Origin of the sequence: Raoultibacter timonensis, assembly GCF_022845715.1 — a bacterium.
GTDB lineage: Bacteria > Actinomycetota > Coriobacteriia > Coriobacteriales > Eggerthellaceae > Raoultibacter > Raoultibacter timonensis.
On record NZ_AP025564.1, the window covers coordinates 2,716,092 to 2,732,181 of the forward strand.

The following is a 16,090-nucleotide window of genomic DNA, read 5'->3' on the forward strand; positions in this document are numbered from 1 at the left end:
GCTACACCAGCTTTCCGAATTTTTCCCAGATCAAGTCCATGTCGGTGTCGTAGCTTTCGGAAACAGGCTCGATGTTGCACACAAGGCACTTGTTCGGAGCGCCGAAACCGAGTTTACCGTAATGGTCGTTGGGAAGCAGATTGTTGATATTCGAGCGGAAGTTACCGTAGAGGTTGGGCTCGCTACCATCCTCCTCGGGGAACCACCATGCATGCTGCGCATGAATGGTCTTTTCATCAACCGTTTCGGTTATGCGCGCCTTCTCGACGCATTCGCCGAACGGGCTCCACATACGTACCCATTGCCCATCCGTAATACCTAGGTCCTTGGCGACTTTGGGGTTGATCTCGACGATCGGATCGGGGTTGAGTTCGCGCAGATACGCGATCTGACGATGTTCGGAATGGAAGAACGCCGTGGTGCGTGCACCGGTAGTGAGAATGTAGGGATATTCTTTCATGAGCTCGGGATTCGCAGGACCGAACTCGGGCTCGAGGAAATACGGCAGCGGGTCATCGCCGAACTGATTGAACGCCGTAGACCACAGCTCGACGCGACCGGTCGGCGTTGCGAAGCCGGGCTGTCCGTCCTGGCGCATCTCCCCCCGCTCGTATTTGTAATAATCGACGGGAATCTGGCAGACAACGTTTTTAGATACCTCGTCAAAGTACTTTCCTTGTTCGCGACGACCCAGGCGGAGGGCTTCCATGAATTCTTTTGCCGTATCGAATTCCTCCCAAACCTCAGGGCGCAGCCGTCGTCCGAGTTCGTAGCAGAGCTCGAAATCGGTCATGGTTTCTCCGACCTCGATCGCCTTGTGCATGAAACCAGCCGTCACGGTACAAGGCGCATAGTGGGTGAAGACCGTGCCTTCCCGCTCTGCCACCGTCGAAAGAGGAAGGAAGATGTCGCACGATGCCTCGATGGACGGATTCATGAATGTATCGAAACCGATGCAGAATTCAAGCGACTTGACGATGGCGTCATGCCATCGCTTCGGCTCCATCGACGTGCAGCTCATGAGGTTGTTACCCGCATAGAAACCCATTTTGATGGGATAGGGATCGCCAGTCTCAAGCGCGTGCAGCATAAGGTCGGCATGCGCATTCAGGATAATCATGCAGTAGGCAGGATACTGGTCGAGGCCGATCATTTTCTTTTGAAGATCCTCGCCCACACCTTTCTCGAACCCGAATCCTGATTCGTTGTGACCGGCGCCGGTTCCGGGAAGAATTTGCCCACCGGGAACATCGAGGTTGCCGGTTATCGCCATGAGGTCGACGGTCACCTGCCCGTTTTGCATGCCATCGGTTTTCTGATCGGCCGCTAGACCCCACTGAATAGCCGCTGGCTTCGCCTGAGCGTACATTCGTGCGGCAGCGTAGATCTTTTCAACCGGCACATCGCATATCTCCGCAGCTTTCTCGGGCGGCATTTCCTGAACCCGCTCGGCCAATTGCTCAAAACCATAGCACCAGTATTCTACGAAGTCGTGATCGTACAGATCTTCGTTGATGATGATGTTGAGCCACGCCATGCCCATCGCAGTATCGGTACCCGCACGAAGCTGCAAATGGATATCGGCACGGGTCGCCAACCAGTTGACACGGGGGTCGATGACGATCAAACGCGTCCCCCGTCGCATCGCATCGATAACCGCATGCCCGAAAAACCCATCGGGATTCGACTCGAGAGGGGCCTTGCCCCAAACGACGAGGCACTCGGTAAGCTCATAGCGATCGTCGTCCCAGCGACCCGGCAGCGCACCGGCGTAATCCCACTCGGGATACGTCGTGCCGGCGATGTAGGCGATGGCGGCAAGACGTGGGGTGTAGCATGCGTAGCCCGATTGCGTATAGCAGAAATTCGGTGTTCCGAAGCACATGGTGCCATACGGAGCAAACGTACCGCCCTCACGACCAGTTCCCGCAAAGACTACAATGCTCTCGCGCCCGTATGCAGCCGTAATGCGATCGTACTCCTTCTTGATGATGTCGAAAGCCTCGTCCCAAGTAACCTGCTCCCACGCATCCGCATTGCCGCGATCCTTCGGATCGCGCTTCATCGGATGAAGCAAGCGTGCGGGATTGTAGATGTAATCTTTCAGCGCGATGCATCGCGGGCAAAGCCGGCCCTGAGTAACGGGATTGTTTTCGTCGCCTTCAACCTTGACCAAACGGCCTTCGTCGTTGACGTACAGCTTCAGCCCACAACCCACCGGGTGGCACCCCGGAGGAGACCAGGGGCTCGTGCGCGTAACGGTCAGCCCGTCTTCCTCGTAGCGCCACGGCTTCCCGATATCGTTGACATCCGAAAGCGTGTCGAGCTTGACAACTTCAGCTTTTTTATAGAACTCGTCTTCGCTCATGGTCACATCCTTCCTCGTTCTCGTCATGAAACGCATATAGCGCCGTCGCGGGCAAGGATAGCGTGCGCGTTTGGCCGTTGTCGCCGTACCTAACGGAGTATTCTGATGCATACTTTAGAATTGACGATATCTGATCTGGGAAAACAGGAAAAGACTAGCCTTCATGCGGAGCATGTAGGTACGTGAGCCTAAGCTGCTTTATCGCTAACGCCCAAAGGCTAAGGATGCGTCTTATCGTCGAGAGCGCTTCCTCAGCCCTCGCAATTGCGCATACGAGATGCAGGCCACCCAAACTGCATCGAGAGTACGATGACCCGCTTTCTTTCCCCTTTTATACTGCATTCGAACACCACAGCAAGGAGTTGTCATGCCTGGCATAAAGTCAAATACCAAAAAGAATGCCTCTGAGAAGGGGGGCGCCGACGCATACGTTGAAACGGACGATGCCGATACCATTGCCAAACGAGAAGCCGAGCTCATTGATTTTCTTGCTTCCTTCGATGATTGGCTTTCCGTCTACTCGTATCTCATCGACTCGACGTTTTATCTCGACCCGTTCACGAACGAAGATCGAAAGAATGCCGAAACCGTAGAAGACTGCCAATCTGCAACATGGATACTTGCTACCGTTGAAAACGGAACCGTCAGCATCAAGGTCGACAGCGAAGCCCTCATCGTCAAAGGACTTGCCGCCCTTCTCGTCAGACTGCTCGATGGGCAGCCCGTCGATGCGGTTCTCGAATCAGAAATCGATTTTGTATCGAAAACCATGCTCGAACAGTATCTTGATGCACCCAGATCTAAAGGACTTTCAGCGATGCATAAAACCATCGTCGAGCAAGTCCGCAAGTTCGTGAAAGGCCAAACGTTTTCCCGATCAACCGTTTCGTACTGAGAGTACGATAGGCGAATTCCCTCGATTTCGCACTCATCTTTCGGTGCCAACCGTCTCCTTTGTTCTTAAGGTGTCTTCCAAGGGGATGCATGCGGCATCCAGGCGAATGCGAGAGGAGCTTCATCAATGGACGTATCATTCAAACGCCCCATCGACGAGAAATGCGTTGTGCTGCCGGTATTCGGAGCGCTCATCCACGATTACGCATACGAGGGTCCCTGCCGATTTGGCAACAAGGACGAATTGACCCATGAGTTCGACGAAATGGCGGCAGCGGCCGGGCTTAAAGCGTTCAACGAGAAGCTGGTCGACAAGCTCTCTGGGCCAGACATAGAACTCATGGATACCGTGTTTGCTGCGAATTCCGACGAATTCAACCTTCTTCAAGACACTATCGGGGAAATCGAGGCGCTCAAAGGACGGTTCGACGCAATTCTTCTCGACGGCAATCCGATGCCCTTCTGGGCTCGCGAAGTCTATCAGCACTTCGATTGCCCCATACTCATCCACACCGACACCGGGGCAATCACGATGTCTGAAGTCTGCGATGCCCATAACCGCGGATACGACAATGTGTACGCAACGCTTTACTGGGATGACGTCCGCGACCGTCTGCGCTGCATCAAAGTCATGAAAGCGCTTGCCCATACAAGAACGCTCAAAATGATCCGCCACGAATCAGACCTATACCTCACCGATGATTTCGAGGTTGCCGCCGACTTCGGCGTATCGGCACGTTCCGTCAACCTGCATGAAGTTGTTGACCAGCTCGATAGATCCGACGGCTTCAACAACCACACGCTCCCCGAAAGAAGAGCCTACAACCTTAGCAAAGATGAGGAGGCGGAAGCGGAAAAAATTGCCGATGAGCTGCTCGACGGGGCTAAAGATGTGTTCATGGATCGCGACAAGCTGCTGAAATCCGTACGGTTCAATGTCCTCACCCGTAAACTCATGAAACACTTCGGCTGCAATTCGTTCACGGCGCAATGCAAAGAGTGCTGCGCCACCACTCGCCTGAATCACGAGCAGGTGACTTTCTGCCTCGGGCATTCGCTCAACAATGAGGCGGGAATCCCCTCCGCTTGCGAGGGGGATATGAATGCATTGCATGCCATGGTGGTTATGATGTGCCTATCCCGCAAAGCTCCCTATCAATCCAACACGACGCCCGTTGTCATAGAGGACGGGGAGATTTACGGGGCAATGTGGTTCTCTCCCCACGAATGCATGGACGAATACCCCAACAAACTGTATTGCACTTGGCATGCTACGCCAAACCGCAAGATGCATGGATTCGATCTCGACGACGAATATGGCGTTGGGCCTTTCGCAGCAAATGCCGGCTTCGGCGCTACGATTCGCTATGACTTCAATGATCATATCGGTGAAGAAATAACCATGATGCGGTTCAATCCCGCCGGTACGAGGATGCTCGTATACAAGTCGAAAATCGTCGGAGGCACCGGCTACGACCGCTACGGATGCCCCGAAGGCCCCTACTTCCCCCTGGAAGACCGCGATGGGGCGTTCATGGAGCAAAACGAGTTCGGAGACCATACCGCACTGGTATACGGAGACTATCGAAAAGATCTCAAACTCCTTGCTGAAATGATGAAAATCGAATACGTGGAATTCACCGATTAGCGATAGCTGGAAAGCTTGCAGCCTCCGCTACGGCCCCGTTTCATCCGGTCGTAGCGGAGGCGAGAGCAACGCCGCAGCGCAATCAGTATCAAGCAAACCGAAGCAAGGGGCACCACCATGGAATACAACATGGGGCCGGGACGACGCGACCGAGCGCTCGAACATCGTTACGAAACCGCAGAGAAAGAAGCGAAGAAGATCGCAAAGTCCCTGAACTCCGAACCGCACCCCACGTTTGACGAATTCGAAACCGCCATTCGGTCGTACATCCGTATACGCATGCTGCTCGAGCCCGAAGACGAACTGCCCGATTCCCTGAACGTCTTAGGGCAAATGAATCTCTCTCGGGCGCTCGGAGTCTCGATCCCCGAGCTCTCGAGCATAGACATGGAAGCAAAGTGCGGGGGAACTTCAGCGGTCATGACCAAGAAGATCCTGCTCATCATGGCGTTGAACCGCGATCTCGATATATACCTCACACCCGAAGAGGCTGCCGAGACGACCAAGCTCAGCATGCTCGTCGAACGGCTGTACCGCCTATACGAACGCTCGCGCAACCGCTAGAACAGCGTTTCGTCCACATTGGGGTTTACCGCGTCGAGCAGTTCCATCAACTCCCTTTGCGTATGGATCCCGACTTTTTGGTATATGTTGTAGATATGGGTTTTCGCCGTCGATTCCGAGATGAACAGCTTGTCCTGAATGGTCAATGCCGTTCGCCCGCGACCGAGCAACCGCAAAACGTCGAGCTGACGCTCGGTCAGCCCATACTTTTTCGCAAAAAGGAAGCACTGTCGCTCATACCGGTCGTCTGCCGTCCTGGTGACGACGGTCGGTGCCGACAAAAAGCCCAAGCCCCGAAACATGTAGGTCGATGCTGCAACCAGAACGAGTACAAGTCCGAGGCAAGCTACGACAAACGCATCCGGTCGCAATGACTCCATACGGAAAGCGAAGCCAGCCACCAACCACCCCACCGCAAGCCCGAGAACGTTGCCGATCCGGCCAAAAGCCATCACTTTGGTAATGTGGGAAGCGGCACTCGACATATCTTTGACCAGCATGTCAAGATCGGCAAAGCTGTAAGCGGTGAGCGCAGCAATGAGAATGCAGGCGAAAAGGGCCCTTCCCATGCCGCTAACCAAGCACATGGGGATAAGGCAGAACGTCGCTACCGGCACATAAAGCCATAAAAGATCGCCGTATCTATATCCCCCGTGGCGCCTTACGGCGAAAAACATGGCAACCGACGCAACAACGAAAAGGGCTGAAAGAACCATATCGGCCCATGCGATGTAAAAACCCGTGGTCACCGTATGTCCGCAGAATCCAAGCGCAACACCCGAAAACCACGTCATCGTCAGCGTCTTCTTGGATAGCCTCCCGCTTGCCACGTCAAAATCTCTCTCGGGCACCGCCTTCTTTATCGCAATCCCCACGGTTACCGTTGCCAGCCGCCGATGCGAAAACATCGAGCAGATAACCGACAATGCCGGCAAAAGAGCATGGACCGCAACCGACACCGAAGGCAACAGCAACGTGGCCGAAAAAAAGACCGCGGACGAAACCACCATGGTCGAAGCGATAACAAGCGAGTGGTTCGGCATCTTCCCCAACGCCACGAGAAACCAGACCCAGTAAATCATGAGAAACGCATACCCGATCCCCGAAAAAGCCCATGCGACCCCTTGCGCCAGCATCGCCGCACATTGGCAGGAATATGCGCATTGGCTGGTGCACTCGCAGGGAAACAGCAGAGCCGCAACCGATGCGAGCGGACAGAGAAAGACCGAAGCAAGGGCAGACACCGCGATTCCCCTGCGAGAGACGAAGAACCGTTCGCATGCGCCAAGTATCGGCAGGGCGATGCCGAGCGCCGCAAGCATGATAATTCGCAACTGCAAAGCATGGTCGGCATCCATACCCGCATAAGACACCGCGAAATTGCTGAAGTATATGATCCACATCCAGCTGAGAAACAATCCGTACCCAACGCACCCCACGACGAGCCCTTGTGCACGAGCGCCTTCAGCGGACAACTCAAACGTCATCTCTTTTTTGCTTTTTTCGGCCATTGCTACCCCCGCGCAGAATCGCCGTTCGGTTACATCGGGGCGAACAGGCGCCCGATCTCGAAGTCGGGCGCCCGAACCTTGCTACCTCGTGTAGAGCGCCCAGCGCGTCTCGCCGTCCATCTTCCGGACGAGCTCGTCGGCCTCGCCGTAGTACATGCACCACGCCTGGCAGTGCTGCACGCACATGGGCATCTTGCCCTTCTCGGTGCGCGACTCGCACATGTCGCAGGCCTTGGTGATGACGGGCAGCCACGTCCACTCCCACTTCTCGGGGCCCGACTTGCCCCCGTAGGCCCAGGGGCCGGTCTCGGTGAGCTTGATGCCGAACTCGCCCTTGGGCAGGCCGAGCTCCTTCTTGCAGGCCACCTCGCAGGAGTGGCAGCCCGTGCAGTACTCGTAGTTGATGAGAATCGCCTTGGTCATGATAGTCTCCTTACCGCACTCGTCCGCTACGCCTCAGCCTTGGCGCCGGTTTTCAGATCGATACGCTCGCCCGAAGCCGGATCAACGAGTTGATTTGCCATCACATCGAACTCCATACCTTTATCGAGAGCCGCATGGAACCGATCGATCTCGTCCTGACGGGGAGACTCGACTTTTTCATACCACGGAAAATTGCCCGCTTCGGCAATCTGCTGGTAGGGCATCGTATCGCCCTCGCGCACGGGATATATCTTGCAGATCATACCTTTGATCGGAGAACCGACGCCTCCTTGGCCCGTAACAAAAGCCTTGGTGCAGTTGTTCGGATTTGACTCGAATGTGCCGAACAGATACGGAGCCGATGGTTCGGTCTCAGGGAACCACCAGCCATGCTCGGCATGGACCGTCTTCTCGTTGACGACCGGTGACACTTTCGCCATCTGCTTGAACCGGCCATGATCGTTTTCAATCCACACCCATTGCCCATCCTGAATGCCGTACTTCTCGGCCGTCGCGGGGTTCACGAGCAAACGAGGCTGCGGATGGAGCTCGCGCATCGTCGGAAGCTGACGATGCTCGGAATGGAAGAACTCGAACGAACGCCCGCCGCAGGTAAGGATAAGAGGATATTCGCCCATCAGCTCCGGCGTCGAAATCGGGCTCTCAGGCGGCTCGGTATGGAACGGCGTCGTGCTAAGCCCCCAATACTGGTAAAGCATGGGCGCAAGCTCCAGACGCCCCGATGGGGTTCCGTAGCCCACAGAACCATCGGGACGGAACATCCCCTTCTCCGCCTTGTTGTATGTGGCATTGAACTCGTCATAGCAATGGCCCACCATGCTCGGATCGCGCACGAGCTCGTCCCATGATGCGGTAAAGAGCGTTTTACCCGAGTTCTTCGCGCCACCTTGGTCGGTTGCCTCGGTAGTCGCAGAAAACGATCCGGTCCCGTCGTGGAGATACCAGTTCAGCCAATCGATATCGGTTTCCCATTGCCCGAACACTTCGGGATTCAAGCGCTTCCCTAATTCGAGAATTATCTGCTCGTCGGATTTCGCCTCATAGAAATCGGCCGCCTTCACCATGGCCCGACATGGCGACCACCAGGTGCGAGCGGAATTGCGTTCCGCGCTCATCGCGACGGGAAGGATGATATCGGCCAAAGCAACCGACGTCGGGGTAACGTACGGATCGGCGTTCACGATGAAGGGGATGTTCTGCATCGCCTTCATAACGCGCGGTGCATCCTGGCTCGGGCAAGACAAGGTATTCGAAGATTGAATCCACATCATTTTGATCGGATACGGGAAACCGTCTTCAATCGCCTGCAATAGCCCATCCGAGCTGGCATGGGCTACGAAATCGCCGCCCTCGACCGATAGCGCAAAATTATTATTAAGCTTTTTAGCGCGCCACTCTGCGGGCGTCAGATTCTCGCCCGAAGCATACCCGGCGTTGATCTCGAACGCATTATGCACAAGGATGTTTCCACCCGGCACATCGACGTTTCCGCACAGGGCCATGAGATCGCAGCCGGCCAAACAGAGCGCCATGGCCGAAAGCTGCTGATCGAACGCCAACCCCCATTGAATCGCTCCCGGTTTGGCACCTGCATACAAGCGGGCTGATGCACGTATTTCATCCGCATCGAGATCGCAGATCTCAGCAGCCCACTCAGGCGTCGTATCCTTTACCGATTCCGCAAGCTCCTCGAATCCAGAGCACCAAGATGCAACGTAGTCTGCATCGTAGAGCCCCTCGCCGATGATAACGTTGAGCCAAGCGCACCCGAGCGCAGCATCGGTACCGGGACGAATCTGCAACCAGTATTCGGCCCTCGCGCCCCACCATGTCAGGCGAGGATCGATCGAGATGATTTTCGTACCCATTTGAACGCACTGCACGAGCCAGTGACCGATATACCCATCGGCGTTCGAAGCGAGCGGTTCGTTGCCCCATACGACAAGTACCTCGGGGGGAACCCATTCGGAATTGCTGTACCGATCCTCGTGCGTCTCGGATGCGTCGACGATCGGAAAATCTCCGAACGGTGCAATGGACCCGCAGATACGCGGCATATAGCAAGAAAACCCTGTGAAACCGAACGTCGAGATGTTCGGCGTCTTAAGCGCGGCCTGCCCGAAGAAGGGAACCTGCCAGTTGATGTTTCTTCCGGTGCCGTGTACGCAGATAATCGCGTTGCCGCCATCGGTCTCCCATATTTCTTTGACCCTTGCCTCGATCTCGTCGTAGGCCTCATCCCAGGAGATGCGCTGCCATTTGTTTTCCCCGCGCTCGCCCGCGCGTTTCATGGGGTACTTCAGGCGATCGGGATGGTTAACCGACTCGTCGAGCGTCAGGCACTTGATGCACAGCTTGCCGTTCGTGCAGGGATCGAGCGGATCGCCCTCGACGCGCTCGACTTTACCATCTTTCGTGTAGAGAAGGATACCGCATGACGTATGGCATCCCGGCGGCGAATAGTGGTACGTACGGGTAACGGTGTATCCGTCTTCCTCCCATCGCCACTCCCCCTCGTGATACGCCTCACGGTCGACCCCGTCAAGAAACTCTTGGTAATCAGCCATGATTGCTCCTATTCTCTTCGTCCAACGATTTCGTTTTGTGAAAACGTGCCGTATCGTAGCGATCCGCCACGCTAACCGCATTGCACCGATTGGATGCAATCGCAAATCCGAAGGCTTAATTCCCTTAGCAGACGAGGGCAGTCCGAGAGCATGAGAACCTTATCCCGCCGTTAGCCTGCGGGGCTTATTCCAATCAGCCGTTGGTTGACCTTGTCTTTTCGGGATTCCTAGGTAGTTTGGGCTTTTGCGGAAGAGCCCGTCTCCTGCGCGTCCGACGGACCGGCGTCGGTGGTGATCCAAAGCGTCTCTCGGATCTTTTTCTTTTGGGACACTGCGATAAGCACCAAGACCGCGCAAATGGCTATGATGGCAACTCCAGCATAAAACGAAATGTCGAAACGCCCTGTCGCATCGTATACGAATCCGATCGCGCTGCTTCCGAAGGCCGCAATGCAGCCCGACATGCGTATATACGATAGTATCTTCGCATAATCGCGTTTGCCGAATATCTCGGATACGAGCGTAGCCATGCTAATCGTAATGATGACCGAGTTGGTTCCGAAGAAAAAGGCGCAGACCGAAAGGGGCAGCTGGTCTCGCAGCACGGCAAACCCGAATAGGGAAAGAGCCGTTATCAGCAAGGTTATAAACGATGGGATGATCACGCCGATCTTATCGGTCAGCCAACCCATAATCACCGTTGCGAATACATACCCGATCATCGACAACGACAACATTTGGGAACCGAACATGTCGCCAAGTCCTATGGAAACCGAGAAGCCCGGTAAATGCGTATTGTATCCCGACATCAGAGCCTCAACGCCTCCGTACAAAAACAACGCCCAAAACGCTACGGTAATCAGGGCTTTGCGCGCGGGGACGCCAGGGTAAGCGGAAACAACCGCACCCTCGGTGTTCTTTTTCTCTTCGTAACCATAGGGCTTGAGGCCTTTGTCTTCAGGCTTGTATTTGAACACGAACATCGTCCACGGAAGAACGAGCACCGCGGCGACAACGGCTAGAATCAGATACGTAGATCTCCATCCAACCTGGTTGATGAGCATCGTTCCCACGATAGGGAAGATCGCTCCCCCAATACCAGAGCAGCACTGCGTAATGCCCAAGGCAAGACCGCGCTTCTTATCGAACCAGTTTTCGATCAGAACCGTAGCGGCCACCACGAACACGAACGCACCGCCGATACCGTACAGGGCGCCGGAAACATACCATTGCCACACCGACGTATACGTCGACATCAGTCCCATGGCAACGCAGCATATGGCGACAGCCACGCTTAAAACAATATTTATATTGTACTTTGGAAGAATTCTCGCCACGAACGGATACGTGAAAGTCGTGACGAAGAAGTATACGGTTACATACAGCGCTAACGGACCTAACCCAATGTTGAGATCCTCGGTGACCGGCGTATAGAAAATTCCCGCCGAGTTCATCATGAGGCCCAGGCAACACGCCTGCATAAAGCAGCATCCCGCTACGATCCACCAAGCGTAATGGATGCCTTTCTTTTTCTCTGCCACAGAACAATCCTCCTCGCTTATGCGCCTCCCGCCCGCTTGGGCGGGAGGCGGTCATCAGTATGAGACTAGTTGGGCATGAACCACATGCGACCGGGCAGATGGAGTCCTGTTTCCCTTGGGAAACCGCCCAGTACCAGAGGTTTTGTCAATCCCATGCGTGCAGTCCTTTCGAACTTGATCGCAGCCGATCGCGACCGCGGTTCCACTTGTTTCCTACGATTCCCAATGAGCTTCCTTAACCTTCTTCGCAGGAACGAACGACAGCAATATGATGACGATAGCGATCACGGCGATTACGGCGCCGACGAGGAACGACCCGCTGTAGGTTTTAGTCGTATCGAAAATAATACCGATAACCGGAGCACCCATAGAACCGCACAGGCCAACCCCCATCATGCAGTACGACAATATCTTGTCGTATGCCTTCATTCCAAAATGCTCGCGTGCAAGCATGGGGACCGAGATCGTTACGATAGCATTGTTCATGCCGAAGAAGAACGCCGTCACCATAAGAGCCATTTCGGTCGTTGCCATCGAGAAGCTGATATAGCAGACAATCAGGATCGCATAGAGAATCACCGTCAACCAGCGAACGCCGATCTTGTCAACGAGGATGCCGCCCACGAACGAAGCGATGATGTAGCCTATCTGCAGCGCGATCATAAGCGTCGACGAGAAGATCAGCGCCTCGGGTCCGAGAACCTCCACGGCGTTAGCTTGTACGAACGAGTTGTAGCTGCCGGGGAATGCGGAAAGCATGCACCCTAAAAACAGCAGCACGAACGCCAATGTCGGCAAAGCGTACTTGAGCGGAACGCCGGGAAGGCTCTTCGAATCGGCAATCTCGTTTTCATCGGCACCGTAAGCATGCAAACCAACCTTCGCCGGATCTTCGCTGAAAACGGTGAGCGAGAAAATGAGAATGCACAGCAGCAAAACTGCATTTACGTAATAGACGCCCTGCCAACCGAGAACCGTGGACAAAGACGTGAACACGAGAGGAAAGATAGCTCCGCCCACGCCAGACATAAGCTGAGCGATGCCGAGATACCGACCGAGAACCTTTTTACCGAACCATGCACCCATGAGCAACGGCGTTGCGTACAAAAAGTACATGCCGCCCGTCAGACCCATAACAGCGCCGATGGCCATGAACTGCCACGACCACGTAGGATCGGCGAAAGTGAACGCCACGCAGCACAATGCGGTGATGATGACGTCAGTGGAAATAACGATCTTCGCGCCAAACTTCGGGATAAGTATTCCCGCGAAGAACGTACCGAACAGAGCTGCGATGCCATAGCACGTGATCCACATTGCGAACACGCCCATGTCCACGCCCAACGCGCCGGGGACGATGGCGAAATAAGCCGAGGAAGAATTCAGAACGGTTCCCAAGCCGAAAGCCTGCATAACGCAGCAGCCTGCGAATACGAGCATCGCCCTCTTTTTGCTACGAGCATCAATATCGGTAGACATAACCTAAACCTCCTTATTGAATGAAACCCCCAATGAATACCCCCGAAGGCGGCCGCTTGCATCCACGCTCCTTCCCGCATGCCTTTGAGTCCTTCGGAAGCGTCGAACAGCCCGTCTGAACGGACATCCAACAACGGTTTTCCGTACCTGAAAGCCGCGACCGCCCGAAGAAGCGCCCAAGCAGTCGCGGCCCGAACCTTGCTACCTCGTGTAGAGCGCCCAGCGCGTCTCGCCGTCCATCTTCCGGACGAGCTCGTCGGCCTCGCCGTAGTACATGCACCACGCCTGGCAGTGCTGCACGCACATGGGCATCTTGCCCTTCTCGGTGCGCGACTCGCACATGTCGCAGGCCTTGGTGATGACGGGCAGCCACGTCCACTCCCACTTCTCGGGGCCCGACTTGCCCCCGTAGGCCCAGGGGCCGGTCTCGGTGAGCTTGATGCCGAACTCGCCCTTGGGCAGGCCGAGCTCCTTCTTGCAGGCCACCTCGCAGGAGTGGCAGCCCGTGCAGTACTCGTAGTTGATGAGAATCGCCTTGGTCATGATAGTCTCCTCCTTACGCCTGCATGGGCTCGTAGTCATTGCGCCATCCGCCAAGCTGCGTGATCTGAACCCCCGGCATGACATCGCCTTCCTGCACCTTGTAGATACGGCAACGAGTGCACTTGATCGGAGAACCGATGCCACCCGGACCTGATTGGAAATTACGGGTCAGATTGTTCACGTTGTAGTCAAAGCAACCATGCAAATGCGGCGCAGCGCCTTCTTCCTCAGGTTTCCACCAACCGTGCTCGGCGGAAACGCAATCGTCGGGAATGCCCTCGAACACTTCGACCATCTGCTTGCATCGGCCCTCGTTGTTCTCCATCCAAATCCAATCGCCGTCATGCAAGTCGTAATCGGCAGCCGTTTTCGGGGAAACTTTTACCCGCGGTTCCGGATGAAATTCGCGCATGGTCGGCGCCTGGCGATGCTCGGTGTGGAAGAATTCGTATGAGCGAGCACCGTTGATCATGTAAAACGGCAGCTCTTCCATAACTTCAGGCGTCGTTTCCCATGTTTCGGGCGCTGGGGTGTATTCCGGATACGGGGGGATACCCCATGCTTGGAAAATCGTCGGCACAAGCTCGATACGGCCCGAAGGCGTATTGAAGCCAACTTGCCCATCGGGGCGCAACATACCCTTTTCGTGCTTGTTGTACGTAGCGTTCCACTCGTCATACGCGTGTCCGCCAGCTTCAACCAACTGATCAAATGTATAGGGACACTTCGTTGTGATGGAAGGGCCGCTATCGTCTGTCACGGAAGTATGGCCCCATTCGTCATCGGTCGCAGCCGAGAAGTTCGCCTTCTTCACTTTCCCATCGGGTCCCACAACCGCAAGGTCGGTAAGCAGGTAGTCGTTGATGAAATCTTCAGCGGAATCCCAGCGCACGAACAGCTCGGGATTCAACCGCTTTCCGAGCCATAGCGCTATCTCCTCATCCGACTTGGCCTCGTAGTAGCTCGTCACCTTCTTCATGGCGCGAAGCGGCGTCCACCACGTGCGAGCCGAATCGCGCTCGACCGACATCGATACGGGTAGAATCAAATCGGCAATAGCCACCATAGTCGGCGTAATGAACGGATCGGCATACACGATAAACGGTATCTGCGACATGTATTTGTACGCACGCGGCGCCTGTCCCTCGTGGCCGGCAAACGCATTGCAGCTTTGAGCCCAAAGCATTTTGATCGGATACGGCTCGCCCGTAGCCGGAACCATCCCTGCTTCGAGTACCGATGCCATAGCATCGCAGTTCGACATGCCCACAAAGTCGAGGCCTTCATCGCCTACCATCCATTTGCGGAATTTCCTCTCAAGCGCCTTCGGATCCGCATACAGGTCCACCGACGAGTAGCCCGCATTGATGTCGAAGGAATTATGAACGAGTACATGGGTTCCCGGTTTTTCGATATTGCCGCAGATTGCCATGAGATCGCAAACCGCTTCGGTCCAATGCATGGAAGAGCGTGTGCCCGCATCGAATACAAGGCCCCACTGGATCGCACCGCGGTCGGCGTTTGCGTACATGCGCGCCGTGGCAACGATGTCATCGGCGGAAACGCCTGTAATCTCAGCTGCCCATTCAGGGGTAAACTGTTGTACGTGGTCTTTAAGCTCGTCGTAGTACGCACACCAGTTCTCGACGAATTCGTGGTCGATCAGATCCTCGTTCATGATGACGTGCAGCCAAGCAAGGGCTATGCAGCAATCGGTACCAGGATGGGGCTGCAGCCAATACTCGGCGCGCGCACCCCACCAAGTAAGCACAGGGTCGATCGAAATAACCTTCGTTCCCGCCTGCACGCACACGTTAAGCCAATGGCCTAGATAACCGTCACCGTTCGACTTCAGCGGTTCGTTACCCCATACGACAAGCACGTCGGGCCGAACCCATTCTTCGTTCGCGTAGCGATCTGGCAGCGTTTCAGAAGCATCGACGATCGGATAGTCGCCCAGAGGGCCGGCGGCTCCGCACACGCGGGGCATGTAGCACCACCATCCGGAAAAGTAGATGCCGCCCACGTTCGCGGTCCTGAAGCATGCACCCGCAATGAAAGGCACCTGCCAGTTGATATTGCGACCCGTACCATGCCCGACAAGGATAGCTTCGCGGCCGAGACCCTTATCGTCGATTTCCTCTTTGATGTACGTCTCGATCATATCGAGAGCTTGATCCCACGTTATGCGCTCCCACTTGTTTTCCCCGCGCGCTCCAGCGCGCTTCATGGGGTACTTCAAGCGCATAGGGTGATTGACCATTTCCTCCAAATCGAGGCAGCGCATGCAAAGCTTGCCGTTCGCATACGGATCAAGCGGATCCCCCTCGACCTTCTCAAGCTTTCCATCCTTGGTATACAGCAGAACACCGCAAGAGTCGTGGCAACCGGGAGCACTGTAATTGTACGTGCGCGTAACGGTGTAGCCGTCTTCCTCCCAGGTAACCTCGCCCTCATGGTAGGCTTTGCGGTCGACGCTGTCCAAGAATTCTTGATAATCAGCCATGAACCATTCCTCCTTCTCGTCTCTG

Annotated in this window: 11 protein-coding genes; 3 read left to right on the top strand and 8 right to left on the bottom strand. The window is 55.4% G+C overall.

The features are described 5' to 3' along the window. Position 1: 1 nt before the first annotated feature. Positions 2 to 2,368, bottom strand: coding sequence for a molybdopterin-containing oxidoreductase family protein (locus MWL89_RS11170; RefSeq protein ID WP_102377616.1), 2,367 nt, complete (start codon positions 2,366 to 2,368; stop codon positions 2 to 4). Between the two features lie 367 nt (positions 2,369 to 2,735). On the opposite strand from MWL89_RS11170, the gene MWL89_RS11175 reads away from it, so the two are divergent. The 3 genes from MWL89_RS11175 to MWL89_RS11185 all read left to right on the top strand — a co-directional run bounded on the left by MWL89_RS11175 (position 2,736) and on the right by MWL89_RS11185 (position 5,474). Continuing rightward, positions 2,736 to 3,263, top strand: coding sequence for a SufE family protein (locus tag MWL89_RS11175; protein WP_102377615.1), 528 nt, complete (start codon positions 2,736 to 2,738; stop codon positions 3,261 to 3,263). Positions 3,264 to 3,389: 126 nt separating this feature from the next. After that, positions 3,390 to 4,910 (top strand): hypothetical protein, encoded by a 1,521-nt coding sequence (locus tag MWL89_RS11180; protein WP_244386053.1) that lies wholly within the window; start codon positions 3,390 to 3,392, stop codon positions 4,908 to 4,910. 117 nt (positions 4,911 to 5,027) lie between these two features. Further along, positions 5,028 to 5,474, top strand: coding sequence for a hypothetical protein (locus MWL89_RS11185; RefSeq protein WP_102377613.1), 447 nt, complete (start codon positions 5,028 to 5,030; stop codon positions 5,472 to 5,474). On the opposite strand, the gene MWL89_RS11190 is transcribed toward MWL89_RS11185, so the two are convergent. The 7 genes from MWL89_RS11190 to MWL89_RS11220 form a co-directional block, all read right to left on the bottom strand. Further along, positions 5,471 to 6,961: a helix-turn-helix transcriptional regulator gene (locus MWL89_RS11190; protein ID WP_244386055.1), complete on the bottom strand. Its 1,491-nt coding sequence runs from the start codon at positions 6,959 to 6,961 to the stop codon at positions 5,471 to 5,473. The genes MWL89_RS11185 and MWL89_RS11190 overlap by 4 nt on opposite strands. A 105-nt stretch (positions 6,962 to 7,066) precedes the next feature. Beyond that, positions 7,067 to 7,408: a 4Fe-4S dicluster domain-containing protein gene (locus MWL89_RS11195; protein ID WP_102377608.1), complete on the bottom strand. Its 342-nt coding sequence runs from the start codon at positions 7,406 to 7,408 to the stop codon at positions 7,067 to 7,069. Positions 7,409 to 7,434: 26 nt separating this feature from the next. Beyond that, a complete protein-coding gene (locus MWL89_RS11200; RefSeq protein WP_102377611.1) occupies positions 7,435 to 9,996 on the bottom strand; it encodes a molybdopterin-dependent oxidoreductase in 2,562 nt (853 codons plus the stop codon). A 227-nt stretch (positions 9,997 to 10,223) separates the two neighbouring features. Then, a complete protein-coding gene (locus MWL89_RS11205; RefSeq protein ID WP_102377610.1) occupies positions 10,224 to 11,537 on the bottom strand; it encodes an MFS transporter in 1,314 nt (437 codons plus the stop codon). A gap of 213 nt (positions 11,538 to 11,750) precedes the next feature. Next, a complete protein-coding gene (locus MWL89_RS11210) occupies positions 11,751 to 13,016 on the bottom strand; it encodes an MFS transporter (protein WP_102377609.1) in 1,266 nt (421 codons plus the stop codon). Positions 13,017 to 13,217: 201 nt separating this feature from the next. After that, positions 13,218 to 13,559: a 4Fe-4S dicluster domain-containing protein gene (locus MWL89_RS11215; RefSeq protein ID WP_102377608.1), complete on the bottom strand. Its 342-nt coding sequence runs from the start codon at positions 13,557 to 13,559 to the stop codon at positions 13,218 to 13,220. A gap of 13 nt (positions 13,560 to 13,572) precedes the next feature. Next, positions 13,573 to 16,065 (bottom strand): molybdopterin-dependent oxidoreductase, encoded by a 2,493-nt coding sequence (locus tag MWL89_RS11220; RefSeq protein ID WP_244386057.1) that lies wholly within the window; start codon positions 16,063 to 16,065, stop codon positions 13,573 to 13,575. Positions 16,066 to 16,090: the final 25 nt, after the last annotated feature.

Bases quoted from the DNA above. Each gene is read 5' to 3' on its own strand.
- MWL89_RS11180 (WP_244386053.1), top strand. From the start codon at position 3,390: ATGGACGTATCATTCAAACGCCCCATCGACGAGAAATGCGTTGTGCTG.
- MWL89_RS11190 (WP_244386055.1), bottom strand. From the start codon at position 6,961: ATGACGTTTGAGTTGTCCGCTGAAGGCGCTCGTGCACAAGGGCTCGTC.
- MWL89_RS11195 (WP_102377608.1), bottom strand. From the start codon at position 7,408: ATGACCAAGGCGATTCTCATCAACTACGAGTACTGCACGGGCTGCCAC.
- MWL89_RS11215 (WP_102377608.1), bottom strand. From the start codon at position 13,559: ATGACCAAGGCGATTCTCATCAACTACGAGTACTGCACGGGCTGCCAC.
- MWL89_RS11170 (WP_102377616.1), bottom strand. From the start codon at position 2,368: ATGAGCGAAGACGAGTTCTATAAAAAAGCTGAAGTTGTCAAGCTCGAC.
- MWL89_RS11210 (WP_102377609.1), bottom strand. From the start codon at position 13,016: ATGTCTACCGATATTGATGCTCGTAGCAAAAAGAGGGCGATGCTCGTA.
- MWL89_RS11220 (WP_244386057.1), bottom strand. From the start codon at position 16,065: ATGGCTGATTATCAAGAATTCTTGGACAGCGTCGACCGCAAAGCCTAC.
- MWL89_RS11200 (WP_102377611.1), bottom strand. From the start codon at position 9,996: ATGGCTGATTACCAAGAGTTTCTTGACGGGGTCGACCGTGAGGCGTAT.
- MWL89_RS11185 (WP_102377613.1), top strand. From the start codon at position 5,028: ATGGAATACAACATGGGGCCGGGACGACGCGACCGAGCGCTCGAACAT.
- MWL89_RS11175 (WP_102377615.1), top strand. From the start codon at position 2,736: ATGCCTGGCATAAAGTCAAATACCAAAAAGAATGCCTCTGAGAAGGGG.